This window comes from Microcoleus sp. LAD1_D5 (assembly GCF_036702115.1).
In the GTDB taxonomy this organism is placed as follows: Bacteria; Cyanobacteriota; Cyanobacteriia; order Cyanobacteriales; family Microcoleaceae; genus Microcoleus.
In genome coordinates this window covers 1-13,212 of sequence record NZ_JAUBSA010000009.1, presented here as the reverse complement: position 1 = coordinate 13,212, position 13,212 = coordinate 1, and the positions used below count along the sequence as shown (strand labels likewise).

At 45.1% G+C, this 13,212-nt stretch carries 12 protein-coding genes; 6 read left to right on the top strand and 6 right to left on the bottom strand.

Annotated features, from left to right (window positions below; translation table 11 throughout):
* The first annotated feature begins 57 nt into the window (after positions 1-57).
* Positions 58-2,121, top strand: coding sequence for an Eco57I restriction-modification methylase domain-containing protein (locus QUA70_RS06455; protein ID WP_333345668.1), 2,064 nt, complete (start codon positions 58-60; stop codon positions 2,119-2,121).
* A 134-nt stretch (positions 2,122-2,255) separates the two neighbouring features.
* On the top strand, positions 2,256-3,620 hold the full coding sequence (locus QUA70_RS06450) for an MFS transporter (protein ID WP_333345665.1): 1,365 nt from the start codon (positions 2,256-2,258) through the stop codon (positions 3,618-3,620).
* Positions 3,621-3,835: 215 nt separating this feature from the next.
* Here QUA70_RS06450 and QUA70_RS06445 read toward each other — a convergent pair whose 3' ends face one another.
* Both QUA70_RS06445 and QUA70_RS06440 read right to left on the bottom strand, forming a co-directional pair.
* On the bottom strand, positions 3,836-5,194 hold the full coding sequence (locus QUA70_RS06445; protein ID WP_333333274.1) for a calcium-binding protein: 1,359 nt from the start codon (positions 5,192-5,194) through the stop codon (positions 3,836-3,838).
* Between the two features lie 282 nt (positions 5,195-5,476).
* A complete protein-coding gene (locus QUA70_RS06440; protein WP_333333276.1) occupies positions 5,477-6,838 on the bottom strand; it encodes a calcium-binding protein in 1,362 nt (453 codons plus the stop codon).
* A 135-nt stretch (positions 6,839-6,973) separates the two neighbouring features.
* Here QUA70_RS06440 and QUA70_RS06435 point away from each other — a divergent pair, with 135 nt between their 5' ends.
* From QUA70_RS06435 to QUA70_RS06420, 4 genes are all read left to right on the top strand, one after another.
* Positions 6,974-7,177, top strand: coding sequence for a hypothetical protein (locus QUA70_RS06435; protein WP_333333278.1), 204 nt, complete (start codon positions 6,974-6,976; stop codon positions 7,175-7,177).
* Between the two features lie 4 nt (positions 7,178-7,181).
* Positions 7,182-7,718, top strand: coding sequence for a GNAT family N-acetyltransferase (locus QUA70_RS06430; protein WP_333333280.1), 537 nt, complete (start codon positions 7,182-7,184; stop codon positions 7,716-7,718).
* Positions 7,719-8,056: 338 nt separating this feature from the next.
* Positions 8,057-8,803, top strand: a complete 747-nt coding sequence (locus QUA70_RS06425; RefSeq protein WP_333333282.1) for a HEAT repeat domain-containing protein — start codon at positions 8,057-8,059, stop codon at positions 8,801-8,803.
* Between the two features lie 36 nt (positions 8,804-8,839).
* Entirely contained in the window at positions 8,840-9,742 is a 903-nt protein-coding gene (locus QUA70_RS06420) for an Rpn family recombination-promoting nuclease/putative transposase (protein WP_333333284.1), read from the top strand.
* Between the two features lie 110 nt (positions 9,743-9,852).
* On the opposite strand, the gene QUA70_RS06415 is transcribed toward QUA70_RS06420, so the two are convergent.
* The 4 genes from QUA70_RS06415 to rd form a co-directional block, all read right to left on the bottom strand.
* A complete protein-coding gene (locus QUA70_RS06415; protein WP_333345663.1) occupies positions 9,853-10,626 on the bottom strand; it encodes a class II aldolase/adducin family protein in 774 nt (257 codons plus the stop codon).
* Positions 10,627-10,755: 129 nt separating this feature from the next.
* The gene (locus QUA70_RS06410) at positions 10,756-11,427 is read right to left on the bottom strand and encodes a hypothetical protein (protein ID WP_333333288.1); all 672 of its coding nucleotides are present in this window, start codon (positions 11,425-11,427) and stop codon (positions 10,756-10,758) included.
* A gap of 125 nt (positions 11,428-11,552) precedes the next feature.
* Positions 11,553-12,800 carry an NAD(P)/FAD-dependent oxidoreductase gene (locus QUA70_RS06405; protein ID WP_333333290.1) on the bottom strand — a complete coding sequence of 416 codons (1,248 nt, stop codon included), beginning with the start codon at positions 12,798-12,800 and terminating at the stop codon, positions 11,553-11,555.
* 24 nt (positions 12,801-12,824) lie between these two features.
* Positions 12,825-12,983 (bottom strand): rubredoxin, encoded by a 159-nt coding sequence (rd, locus tag QUA70_RS06400; RefSeq protein WP_333333291.1) that lies wholly within the window; start codon positions 12,981-12,983, stop codon positions 12,825-12,827.
* Between the last annotated feature and the right edge of the window lie 229 nt (positions 12,984-13,212).

Sequence of the window (13,212 nt, the reverse complement as noted above, 5' to 3'; positions counted from 1 at the left end):
TAGAGATTCCTATTTGGGCGAAAATAAACTGAACTGGCGATCGCACTTTTTGAACAAATGATAGTACCGCACTTTCAAACCCTAGCCCTTCCGGGTAACAGCTACTCAACTGCAAGCAATTTACTCGATCGAGTAGATGGCTGGCGCCAAGAAGCAACCCGAAAGTTGCAGCAAAGCCAGAGAGGAGAAAAGGGACAATTTTTAACACCTTCCTCAGTGGCAAGTTTGATGGCGGGAATGTTTGAATTTAACGGTCCCGATATATCGCTTTTAGATGCCGGTGCTGGTATTGGTTCGCTGTTAGCAGCCGTTGTTTGCGAACTTTGTCAGCGCCCAAACAAACCGCGTAGTCTGCACGTTACAGCTTATGAAATTGACCTTATTTTGATTGAATACCTCAAGCAAACTTTAGAATTATGCAGTATAGAATGTCAGCATTTTGGGATATCTTTTACCTGTGACGTTCGCGAAATTGATTTTATTCAAGACAGCGCCGATATGTTGCAGCCCAATCTATTTACACAACCAGTAAAACGGGAATTTACCCATGCAATTATCAATCCTCCCTATGCCAAGATAGACGCTAAATCCCAAGCCCGAACCTTGCTGCGTTCTATAGGACTAGAAACCAGCAATCTCTACGCTGGCTTCACAGTTGCTGCCGCTCACCTGCTCAAACCAAACGGTGAATTAGTATCGATTACTCCCCGCAGTTGTTGCAACGGTTTATACTTTCGAGATTTCCGCAAAGTATTCCTTCAAATGATGGCTTTACGCCAAGTACACATCTTTGAATCCCGACAGTTGCCATTTCGCGATGATGCAGTGCTGCAAGAAACTATTATTGTGCGCGCCACAAAACAAATAGAACAGCCACATACTGTACTAATTACCTCAAGCAGCAGCGTGGGCGACGACCTGGTTTTGTCTCACCAACTGCCCTACACCGCCCTAATTAATCCCAAAGACTCCGAGCAATTTATTCGGATTTTACCGGATTCGGTCAGCCAGAAAGTAGTCGAGCAAATGGCTCAATTTACTTGCACACTAGAGGAATTAGGCTTAACAGTTTCTACCGGAAAAGTTGTAGATTTTCGTGTTCGCTGTGACTTGCGGCTAAAACCTGAGAACGGTACAGTTCCGCTGATTTATCCCGCACACTTCTCGGCTGGCGGTGTTGAATATCCCACAGCAACGAGAAAGCATCAAGCTTTAGCTGTCACCGAAAAAACTGCTGCACTCGTCGTACCTAACGAACATTATGTTTTGAGCAAGCGCTTCTCCTCAAAGGAAGAGAAAAAGCGAATGGTTGCAGTTGTCTGGGATGCAAATAAAATTAATAGTTCTAGCGTTGGTTTTGAGAACCATTTGAATTACTTTCACCAACAGGGACGGGGATTAGACCTCACCCTGGCGCGGGGATTGGCAGTTTATCTAAATTCGAGCTTGGTAGATGCGTTTTTTCGACTGTTCAACGGACATACTCAAGTTAATGCTACGGATTTACGAAATTTGAAGTATCCTACTGTAGAGCAATTACTTTTACTTGGCGCTCAAATAGGAGAAATATTTCCTACACAGCGGGAGATTGATCAACTTGTCGAGAGACAAGTGCTGAACGATCCGAATCCGTTAGAGAATAGCCCAATGACAATCAAGAACCGTATTGATGAATCTCTAGAAATACTTGCAGCGCTGGGTTTTCCAAAAGGTCAGCTTAACGAACGTTCCGCCTTAACCCTTCTGGCTTTGCTTGACCTCAAGCCAAAGGATGCTTGGGAATCGGCGAAATCTCCACTTTTGGGAATCACACTAATTATAGAATTTATGGAGCAGCAATACGGTAAAAAATATGCGCCAAATACGCTGGAAACTGTGCGCCGCCAAACGGTGCATCAGTTTCTAGATGCAGGTTTAATTGTTGTTAATCCTGACAGTCTCCCACGTCCGGTGAATAGTCCAAAAACGGCATATCAGATAGAAGAAAGTGCTTTGGAACTGCTGCGAACTTATGACACTTCTGACTGGGACAAGAATGTTCGCGCTTACCTCGTTCATTTTAACGGAGAAAATCTTTTGCAGGGTTATTCAAAAAATAGAAATATTTGTGAGTCTGAATGATGCTAAAATGCACTATTTATATGGCTGCGGCTGGCATCGGAATGGCATATACTGTGATGCCAGGGGTTGAATTGACCGGAATTGTCGATCGCACTCAGTAAATCAAATAAGTAACTAGGTAAAATATCTCTGCAATGGAAAAAAAGCATAACGCTGGATTGTGGGTATCAGTATTATACTTCGCTCAAGGTCTCCCTTACACCGTCGTTAATTTAATGTCGGTGATTTTTTTGAAAGGTATGGGAACCAGCAACGAACTCATCGGCTTAACAAGTCTGTTGTCTTTTCCCTGGGTTTTAAAAGGTTTGTGGGGCCCAGTGGTTGATTTGTATTCCACCAAACGTAAATGGATTTTAACAACCGAAATCATTTGTGCTTTTCTGTTTGCTTTCCTGGCTTTTGGCGTATTGACGCCCGCACCGATTATTATATCGCTTGTTATCTTTACGGCGATCGCCTTTGTGTCAGCTACTCACGACATCGCCATTGACGGATTTTATTTAAACACTCTCAATAAAGACCAGCAAGCCTTGTTTGTCGGGGTTCGCAACACTGCTTATAGAGGTGCTGTCATTGCCGGTAGCGGTGTATTGGTGTTCTTAGCCGGGAAACTGGCAGAACAGCATTTAGTCACCGGAAATACAGGCGACACCAAAACATATCAAAACATTCCACTGTCACTTTTCGGTTCGGATTTTAGCGTGTCGGCGCTTAACTACGGATGGGCGACAGCCTTTGGCATTTGTGCGATTATATTTGTGCTGATATATCTTTTTCAGCGGTGGTATCTTCCCTATCCTCGAAATTACGAGCTGGAATCCGACACCCCCCAACAAACAACCAGCTTTATCGAAGCCTTTAAAACTTATTTCCAGCAAGATAAAATTGGTTGGATTGTTACTTATGTCTTAATTTTTAGGTTAGGCGATGCCTTGACATTTAAAATGGCTCCGCCATTTTTAATGGATAAAGTGGAGAAAGGAGGATTAGCAGTTTCTACATCGGACATGGGTCTGTTATCGGGTACGATCGGGGTAATATTTCTGTTAATAGGAGGGTTGCTGGGCGGGTATTTGATTGCGAAACAAGGGCTGAAAAAATGGATGTGGCCGACGGCAATTCTGCAAAATTCGACTAACGTGCTGTATTGGCTGTTGGCAATCAATCAACCGGGGATTGAATGGGCTTATGCCGTAAATTCGATCGAGCAATTTACTTACGGACTTGGCGTAGCTGCCTATACAGTGTTCTTGATGCGGACTGTCCGCCCTGAATATGAAGCATCTCACTATGCAATTACAACGGCTTTTATGGCAGCAGGAGTGCTGATTCCGGGCGTTTTTAGCGGCTACTTGCAGGCGAATCTCGGCTATCAAAATTATTTTTTGATGAGCGCGCTGGCTGTGATTCCCGGTATGCTGACCATTTTCTTTCTGCCCCTAGAAGATGAGAAAAAATTGGCATCCATGCCCAGACCTGGACTTGACGATTTCGATTAATATCAAGTCCGGTCGCTATAATTATCAGGTTCCGGCGGGGCTGGTTTACCAATGTCTGCACTTTTTTTTCGAGATTTCGGTGAACCCGCCCTTGGAGGAATATTGATGTTTTTAATCATGGAAGAGTATAAATTGTGCGTATTTGTTTTCCTAAAATAAAATAAGGACACAACATTGTTGTATCCCTACCCAATATCTGTATTGCCAGCAGCCAACTAAATCGCAATAAAATCACTAGCTGTTAGCGGACTACTTGGAATGCCAGGAATACTGGCAAGAACTTCGCCGTTACTGGCAATTTCGATCGTCGTTATAAAATCGCCTGGAGTAACTCTCAATTGGTTGAAGCTCAAACCTCCGCTCAAACCGATTAAATCTTGACCTTTTTGAAAGTCTACCAGTGTATCTGTACCGGCGCCTAGTCCTAACACCAATACGTCGCGTCCAGCGCCACCAATTAAGAGATCCGCACCCGCTCCGCCAATGAGCGTATCGTCTCCTTCTCCCCCGCTCAAATTGTCATCCCCTTTGCCGCCTAATAGCAGGTCGTTGCCGCTGCTACCGCTGATAATATCGTTGCCTTTGTTGCCGCTGAGAGTGTCGTTTCCCCCATTGCCAGTGATAATATCGTCCCCTCCAAAACCTGATGCTGTATTGTTGGCATCATCGCCGACTAAATTATTAATTTGGGATGGATCTAGAGCAGTTTGCATTGCTGCAACGTTTGCTAAAAATGAGGCTCCCGGAGTGGTTCTTAATTGCTCTAAACTGCTGCGCGATTCCAGCGATGTTCCCAAGGCCGGCAGTGCAAAGTCTAAGCCAGCTAACAGCTCTAAATAATCTGAATCGGTAAAAGTGAAATCAGGGCGGCTCAACTGGTCTACAGAGATTTCTGTCTGAGTCAAGCCGGGAGGTGGAGAAGTTAACAAACCGCTTTGCGTGTGCTTTTCCAAGACAAGTAGCGGGTTGATAATGGGGTTAGTAAATGTTTGAAGAACTACTTTTCCTGGGAGAAAAGCTTCTCCTCCCAAACTCACAAAATCGCCGCTAACTATGTAGTGAGTTACATTTTTTCCGGCGCCGACTTTCTGCTTAAATGAATTGACTGTACTCTGAGCAACTCCGGGAGAATTGAAGGTGACAACATCTCCAATAGTAGATGTAAATTCGGTGGCGGCTAGTTGCGTTATGGCGCCGCCCAAGCTGTGTCCGAGAAGGTCGGGTGGCAAGCGGCTGGGGTTTTTGGCTGTATCTTGACTGATTTGGGTCAGCCAATTTCCTAATGCTTGTTTGTTGGCTTCAAATTGGTTGAAACCGGTGCCGCGCGGGTCTGCGTTGGCAATATCATCTACGGGCGAGTCGGTGCCGCGAAATACCAAAACTGGCGGTTTGTCTGGGGTGGTGGAAATTAAGCCGATCGCGTGAAATCCAGTTCCGGGATCGTCAAAGGTGCGATCGATTTGGTAGCCAGCAGCCGCCAAACCAGTTTGAACTAAAGTTTGAGACTGGGGGTTGTTATCTATGTAAACAAGTTGCTTGGCTATAGTTTCGTAAGCGGCGGGGGAGGATGGCATATTTTTTTATTTCCTGTCGTTTGATGGGGAATTGATTTTTAAGTTAGTTAACTCATTGTAGATTAAGTGACGCTTATTAAAAAAATTAGTTTCTCATATCGCCCTGCTTTTTAGGTTCGGCTTAGCCAACAATCTTTTTAATAAAAAACAATTTAGCTACAAAACCAGCCCAGCTTTGTAGGGGCGGGGTTAGCCAACAATCCCTTTGATAAAAAACAAGTTTGGTACTAAAGTCGCCCAGCTTTCCCGCCACCCAAACTACCCAATTTTCTAGCACTAAAGCTATACAAAATCTACCCTAGTAAGATCGCTGGCAACTACGCCTCTGAGAGTAGCAAGAATTTCCCCAGTAATCGGGATACTAATTAAAGCTCCGTCAACACCTTGGGTTACTATAACTTGAGGAAAAGTTAGACCCCTCGACAGTGTAATTAAATCTTCACTATCTTGAAAATCTAAAATCACATCTGCTCCGCCGCCGGATTCCAATACAAAGCGATCGCGCCCCGCACCACCAATTAAAAAATCGTTGCCAAACTCACCGGAAATCAAATCATTTCCGTCGCCACCCTCCAAATAATCGTTATCTCTGCCGCCGTACAAGAAATCGTCGCCATCACCACCGATGATGCTGTCATTACCTCGATTGCCTCTGAGAGTATCGTTACCGCGATTGCCGATAACTGTATCCTCTCCAGGGCCGCCGGTAGCAGTATTGTTGCGATCGTCCCCTGATAAATAATTCGGTTGTAAGGGAGCTAAACCGTACTGCATTTGTCTGATTAACTGCACAAAAGAAAATTCTGGTGCTGTTCTCAAACTCTCTGCACCGCCTCTGGTTCTGATTGGGATTGACACATTGGCCAGGGGAAAATTTAGGGCAGCGATAAATTCGTTAAAATCCGAGTCGTTGTTATAAGTAAATTCGGGACTGTTTAATTGTTCTACGGAAATTTGCCTCTGCAAAAAACCCACGGGCGGAGTAGTTAACAAATTTTCACTTCGATGTTTGGCCAAAACAGTTAAGGGATTAATACTCGGGTCTGTAAAACTTTGGATAAATACTTTACCTGGGATAAATGCTTCGCCAAACAAGCTGACTACATCTCCGCTGACAATGTAGTGAGTGACATTTTTGTTGCCTGCCCTGCTGAGATTTCTCCGAAAAGTGTTGAATGTACTCGCTGAGACTCCCGGAGAGTTGAAAGTAAAGATATCTCCGGTCAGAGATGTGTATTCGGTTGCTACAATTTGAGCGACTGCTCCGCCCCAACTGTGCCCGATGACATCGGGCAATAATTTGTTGGGGTTTTTACCAGTATTTTGCCCGATTTCTGTGAGCCAATTTTTGATATTATCTTTGTTCTTTTCAAATTCAGGTAAACCAATGTCCCGCGAGTCGGAAAAGATAGCGTCGCCGTCGATGAAGTCTGTACCTTTAAATACGAGGGCGGGCGGGTTTTCGGGATTGGATGAACCGAACCCGATCGCATAAAAGTTTGTTTCGGGGTCGTCAAATATGCGATCGATATAGTAGCCATTAGTATCTAGGAAACTCGAAACTTCATTTTGCGCGCTCGGCTTTTGATTCAAAAAAACAATTGATTTAGCCAGAGCTTCATAAACAGCAGGCGAGGCACTCATAATATTATATTTTCTGTTTGTTGGTATTTGCGATCGCTCTCTTCTTGAGCTGATTGTCCAATGGTAGCCATTATAGCTGACAAGATTTTATGGTACACTTGATAATATCAACTCAAGAATTAAGTTTTTGCGGTTATGGGTATCATTCGTCAATACATTGCTCCATTGATAGCGGTATTAGTATTTTTCGCGGCTCTGGTAGCAGTCAGTGCTCGCATCTTTTTGCCTGGTGACATGGCTGCCCCGGCACCGATTGAGGAAGCGATCCCCCAAAAGCAAGCGGCAGTAGTCAATCCAATTTTCTTGGGGCTAAATGAGGCCGCTCTCCGTGTCCGCTGAGCTGATGTCTGCTCAACTAATACCGGGTTACTGGCTGCGATCGGGATCCGGACTCGATCGGGCAAAACTGGTAAAGTTTATGCACCGGACATATCAAGAGCTTTACCCGGATGGGGAATTGGGACATTTGGCTCAAACTGTCGAGCAGTATTTTTCTAACCAGACGCCGGTTTGGTGGGTAGAGTGCCAGAAAAACAGCCAGGAAGAGGCAGAAATTTTGCCGATGCTTCCCTCGCAGCATCTCAATCCCCAATCTCAAGTCCAAAATCTGACATCGGTTGTGGGATGTTTGTGGTTGGGAAATTCGATCGACCAAACCACAGGAGCCCGCCACGCTCACATTTTTTTGCTCTACGTAGCACCGGAACACCGCCGTCTGGGGATCGGTGCAGCTTTAGTTATTCATGCTGAAAACTGGGCGCGGGAAAGGGGCGATCGGCAAATTGGTTTGCAAGTATTTCTGAGCAATCAGCCGGCGGTGAATCTCTATCAAAAATTAGGCTATCAAAGTCATTCCGTCTCGATGCTCAAGTCTCTTTGAAAAATAAATTCTAGTGGTTTGGAATCAGGGCTAAAGTCCTGATTCATCCAAATTATGAGGACTGAATTCCTCACTACCAACTTAAGTAACAGCAGAGATATTCGTTTGTAGTAACTCATATGTTGCACCATTCTCAATTAGCCTTTTATGAACAGGCTTTCTGGCCTGTTCCACAAAAGATAAATTTTCTTGTGGAACAGGCCCAAAAGCCTGTTGCTGACAATGGTGCAATATCTCAGTAGTAAGGTACTGCGCGCGCACCCTACAATTATTGACTGCTGACTGCTGACTGCTGACTGAGTTGCTTAGGAGCATCCTCTGTGCGGTAAAGTTTTTTTATGAACAATAACGACTACCCCAACGCCCTTGATACTGATACGGAACTGGAAAGCCCTTTGGATCAATTTGACGAATCCGAACCCCCGCTGCCAGATCCCGAGGAAATGCTGCCTTTGCTGGAATCCCCGGAACCTCAGCACCGGATGATTGCGGCGCGGGCTTTTTGCGAACTGCAAGACGATCGAGCAATTTCGCATTTAATTAATTTGTTGAGAGACGGTTGCCCCTTGGTGCGGGTGAGCGCGGCTTATGGTTTGGGGCGAAATCCGAGTCCCGATGCTGTGGAACCGCTGATTCTTCAGCTCAACCGCGATTGGAACGGTTACGTTCGCAAAGGGGTAGTTTGGGCTTTGGGAAATTGCAGAGATCAGCGCGCTTTGCCATCTTTAATTGATGCTCTGAAAACAGATATTTCGGCGGTGCGTTTGTGGGCGGCGAGTTCTCTGGGTCAAATGGCAAAGGTTGGTTACTATGTGCTGATTGCTGCGATTCCGCCGTTGATTGAAGCGCTGCGGGGAGATGCTGTATCTGCTGTGCGGAGCAACTGCGCTTGGGCGATCGGGCAACTGGCCCGCGAATTGCCGAATAATATAGTGTACGCTGGGGCGATCGACGGTTTGATTGAAGCTTTAGAAGAAGATGAAGATATGGGCGTGAGGGAAGATGCTAAATCTTCACTTTTGCGAGTTGGCGACCCGCGCGGATTGCAGATTATTGAAGACTTAGAAATGGAAGGACTTTTGTGATTTAAACGCCCCTATTACCAATTACCATTACTAATTATGCCTTTCATCAGTGCTAAAACAGATTTTGGTTTCAAAAAAATTTTTGGTTCGCCCCAGAGCAAAGACATTTTGATTAGCTTCCTCAATGCGATGCTCTATGACGCACAGCCAACCATTGAAGACTTAGAAATTATTGACCTTTACGCCGCGCCGAGCGTTACTGGATTAAAAGACACTTACCTGGATGTTAAAGCCAAAATTACAGGCAACAAAACTGTGATTATCGAAATGCAGGTAATAAATGTAGAAGCTTTTACTAAACGGGTAGTGTACAATGCCGCCAAAACCTACGCAACTCAACTCAGACCCAGGGAAGGATACTCGAAATTAAATCCTCTCATTGCTTTAACAATTACCGATTTTATTCTATTTGAAAATACCGAAAAGTTTCTCACCCATTTTGTATTTAAAGAACTAGAAGAAAACTTCGAGTATTATAACAGAGAAATCGAATTAGTGTTTGTCGAACTGCCCAAGTTTAACAAAGAACTGGAACAAGTCGAAAACATAATTCAAAGCTGGATTTATTTTATCAAAAATGCTCCCCTCTTCGATGAAATTCCTGAAAAATTTGCATCAATTCCCGAAATTCAAACAGCTTTTTCCATCGCCAGCCGAAGTAATTTAACCCTTAAGGAATTAGAGGAAGTGGAAAAGCGGGAAATGTTTTTTGAAGACCAGCGCGGTGCTATTATTAAAAGCCGCAAAGAAGGCATAATTGAGGGGCAAACAGCATTAATTCTGCGTCAAATCGCGCGGCGAACTGGTGAAATTTCGCCGGAAATCCAAACTCGCATCCAGCAGCTATCTCTCGAACAATTAGATGATTTAGGAGAAATCGTGTTAGATTTTACCAGTCAAGAGGATTTGATAGCTTGGCTGGAATCCGTGTCAGCATGAATTTATAAATTTTTCACTTCTGATACTAAATCCGGCTTTAATACCCCTTCATTCTTTATTCGCCGCAGGCGGACGGTGTTTGTGTACTAGCGATTTCAACCGCCTAGTTCCTAATCTAATAGGTCGGGTTCCCGGCGCACTATCATGTCATAAAGCGGTTGAAAGCTAAACCATCCCATACGGTGAGACCCTACTTGTTGCTGTGTCAAACGCGCACATTCTGGCTTGATGAGAATTGGTTTTCCCGCTGCTTCTGCCATTAACTGCGCTTGACAAGAACGTTCCATTGAAATAAACCACCAAGCCGCTTCATCTACTGTTTGACCTACTGTTAATAGTCCGTGATTTTGTAAAATAATAGCTTTTTTCTCACCTAAAGTTTTGGCGATGCGTTTAGCTTCTTCGATTTCCAAAACAACTCCGGTGTAATCGTCAAATAAAGCTTGGTCTTCATAAAAAGAACAAGCATCTTGCGTCAGCGGGTCAAGCACGCGACCCAAACTCGACCAACTTTTGCCGTAGGGAGAATGAGCGTGGGCTGCTGCGATTACGTCGGGGCGGGCGCTGTGCACTTGGGAATGAATGGCAAATGCTGCTTCGTTTACGGGTTTATTTCCTTCAACAACTTCGCCTTTGTGGTTGACTAAAATTAGGTCGCTGACTCGAATTAAACTAAAGTGCATTCCAAAAGAATTGACCCAAAAATGGTCGAGGTGTTCGGGGTCGCGGACGGTGATGTGTCCGGCAATTCCTTCGCTGAATCCGAAGCGGGCAAATAATCGGAATGCGGCGGCTAAACGTTGTTTGCGGTGGCGGCGTTCTTCTTCAATTGAGTTGAATGTTGGGGGTTGAAAAGTGACTTTGGGGATTTTTATTGCAACCATATATTTTATTAGTGAAAAGACAGGAGGCAGAGCCTCCGAATCGGCATTCCCAGTCTGAGACTGGGAACAAGATAAATTTTGAATTGGGAAATTTGAATTGGGAAATTTGGGGCAGGCATCTTGCCTGCCCTACTCAACTGCGATTTCGCTGAGGCGCAAACCTGCGATGTTTTTGCAGTCGAAAGTGGCGTTATTGCCGGGGTGGCGCTCGATTAATTCGATAATTTGTCCGGCGGGGTTTTGCAGAAACCACTGGGTTAATGAGCCGTAGTCTAGAGGACGCTCTGATAGGGGTTTAAAGTTTTTATTTTGCCATATCGTAGCAGCATTCTGCACGTTTTCGACTCGAAGCGCGACGTGGTGAACTGCTGTTAATCCTCTTTCTTGCTGGAAGCGGTTTTTTTGGTCGCCGGCTGCGTGGGGCGCATCTAATACTACTAAGCCGCCCGCTGGCATTAATAAAGTCATTAAATGCAGCCACAAATCGGAGGGAACGTTAATATTTCCCGCACAAAAGTTAATCGGGAATAAGTCGGGGCCTTCAACTGTTTTGGCACCCAAGGGGTAAAAAGATTCGGCGTAGTTTTCGAGTTCGGTTCGGCTGGGAAATGTGATGACAAAGTGGTCGATCGCAACTTGTTCGTCGTACAGGTGTGTTTCAAACGTCCAGGCTGTTAAAAATTCGGGAGTGATAAATTTGGGGTTGAATTCCAGCAACCCTTTTTTTTCGATGAAAGGTGAGTCAAAATGGCCCTCAAGGTTGCGATCGAACTTTAGGGTTTTTAGATTCAAGTTTTTCATGTATCTCACCCAATGTTAACTCAGCAAAAGTGTGAATTTTGTCTAGAAGCTGAAGTGGATGCACATTTGGTGCGCCTTAATTCAAAAATAACACAAAATTTAATACTGGCAAGTCTAGATCGAGTTCATTGGCCGATCGCGTTCCCGGCCAACCACGCCGTAGTCCAAGCACTTTGGAAGTTGAAACCGCCCGTCACGCCGTCGATATCCAAGATTTCGCCAGCAAAGAAAAGTCCGGGACAGCGGCGGCTTTCCATTGTCTTGAAATCGACTTCTTTGAGGTTGACACCGCCGCAGGTGACGAATTCTTCCTTAAATGCCCCTTTTCCGGCAATCTGATATTCGCCTTGAACGAGTTCTTGCAGGAGGCGATCGATCCCTTTATTCGATAAGTCGGCCCAGCGTTTTTGCTCATCAATGCCGATCGAACTTGTCAAGCGTTCCCAGAGGCGGCGCGGCACCGGAAACGGACAGCTAGAGACAATCAATCGGTGCGACAGCTGCGACTTAACCGCTAGCAGTTGCTGTCGCAAAACTTCCGCATTGTACTGGGGAAGCCAATTAATCAGGACAGATGTTTTATAATGGCGATCGTGCAAAAATCTCGCACCCCAAGCCGAAAGTTTGAGGACAGCGGGCCCACTTAAACCCCAGTGAGTAATTAGCAAAGGCCCGCTTTGTTCTAATTTAGCTCCCGGCAATTTCACCTTAGCATTAGGAACAGAAATTCCGGCTAATTCTTTGATTCTGCTGTCGGAAATATTAAAAGTAAATAGAGAAGGAACGGGCTGTTCTACAGTATTACCTAACTCTTTTGCCCACTTATAACCCGAAGGATTGCTGCCTGTAGCGAGAAGAATGCGATCGCACTTAAAACTCTCCCCCGACTTCAACTCAATTTCAAACCTAGGGGCGGTGTCCCCCTGTTCGCTCTCTGATGTATTCCCTGTTAATTTCTTTACTGAAACTACTGCATCGCCCGTGCGAATTTTTACGCCTGCATCCTCAGCAGCGCGAATCAAACAGTTAACAATGGTCCCCGAATCGTCTGTGGTCGGAAACATTCGCCCGTCTTCTTCGGTTTTCAACTTCACACCGTGACCAGCAAACCATTCTACAGTATCGCGGGGTTGAAATCGAGTAAAAGCACCGCGCAGAGCTTTCCCTCCTCTGGGGTAATTCTGCACTAAAACACCGGGGTCAAAACAAGCGTGAGTCACATTGCAGCGCCCGCCGCCAGAGATGCGAACTTTTGCCAGGAGTTGCCGGCCAGCTTCTAGTAAAGTGACGCGGGCCTGCGGGTAGGTTTTGGCACAGGTAATTGCACTAAAAAAACCTGCTGCACCGCCACCGATAACTGTAATTTTGAGCATTCGATCGGACAAATTTTTTCTCGCTTATTCTGGTTCAAAATCGGATTTTGCCGCCCCGCAAGTGGGACAAACCCAATCGTCGGGGATATCTTCAAAGGCAGTGCCGGGAGCTATGTCCCCGTCGGGGTCGCCTAGTTCGGGATCGTAGACGTAATTGCAAACTGTACAAACGTATTTTTGCATTTCCTTAACTTAATTTTATATGGTAAGCCTATTGATTGTACTTGACAACCCAACTTAGTGCAATACCACTTTCAAAAAGTAATGCGACTTTCGGCACTTTTCAAATTATTAAAAATTAAGTTTTCCAAAATTATAAAATCTAAAATTTAATTACTGGAGTTTAGACTAAACAGCTATTAAATCGCGATCGTCACTGCACTCACCAACGGCAACGGTCGCTGGTGATAAG

Excerpts from the sequence above, each read along its gene's own strand:
- QUA70_RS06455 (WP_333345668.1), top strand. The coding sequence starts at position 58 with ATGATAGTACCGCACTTTCAAACCCTAGCCCTTCCGGGTAACAGCTAC.
- QUA70_RS06450 (WP_333345665.1), top strand. The coding sequence starts at position 2,256 with ATGGAAAAAAAGCATAACGCTGGATTGTGGGTATCAGTATTATACTTC.
- QUA70_RS06445 (WP_333333274.1), bottom strand. The coding sequence starts at position 5,194 with ATGCCATCCTCCCCCGCCGCTTACGAAACTATAGCCAAGCAACTTGTT.
- QUA70_RS06440 (WP_333333276.1), bottom strand. The coding sequence starts at position 6,838 with ATGAGTGCCTCGCCTGCTGTTTATGAAGCTCTGGCTAAATCAATTGTT.
- QUA70_RS06435 (WP_333333278.1), top strand. The coding sequence starts at position 6,974 with ATGGGTATCATTCGTCAATACATTGCTCCATTGATAGCGGTATTAGTA.
- QUA70_RS06430 (WP_333333280.1), top strand. The coding sequence starts at position 7,182 with ATGTCTGCTCAACTAATACCGGGTTACTGGCTGCGATCGGGATCCGGA.
- QUA70_RS06425 (WP_333333282.1), top strand. The coding sequence starts at position 8,057 with ATGAACAATAACGACTACCCCAACGCCCTTGATACTGATACGGAACTG.
- QUA70_RS06420 (WP_333333284.1), top strand. The coding sequence starts at position 8,840 with ATGCCTTTCATCAGTGCTAAAACAGATTTTGGTTTCAAAAAAATTTTT.
- QUA70_RS06415 (WP_333345663.1), bottom strand. The coding sequence starts at position 10,626 with ATGGTTGCAATAAAAATCCCCAAAGTCACTTTTCAACCCCCAACATTC.
- QUA70_RS06410 (WP_333333288.1), bottom strand. The coding sequence starts at position 11,427 with ATGAAAAACTTGAATCTAAAAACCCTAAAGTTCGATCGCAACCTTGAG.
- QUA70_RS06405 (WP_333333290.1), bottom strand. The coding sequence starts at position 12,800 with ATGCTCAAAATTACAGTTATCGGTGGCGGTGCAGCAGGTTTTTTTAGT.
- rd (WP_333333291.1), bottom strand. The coding sequence starts at position 12,983 with ATGCAAAAATACGTTTGTACAGTTTGCAATTACGTCTACGATCCCGAA.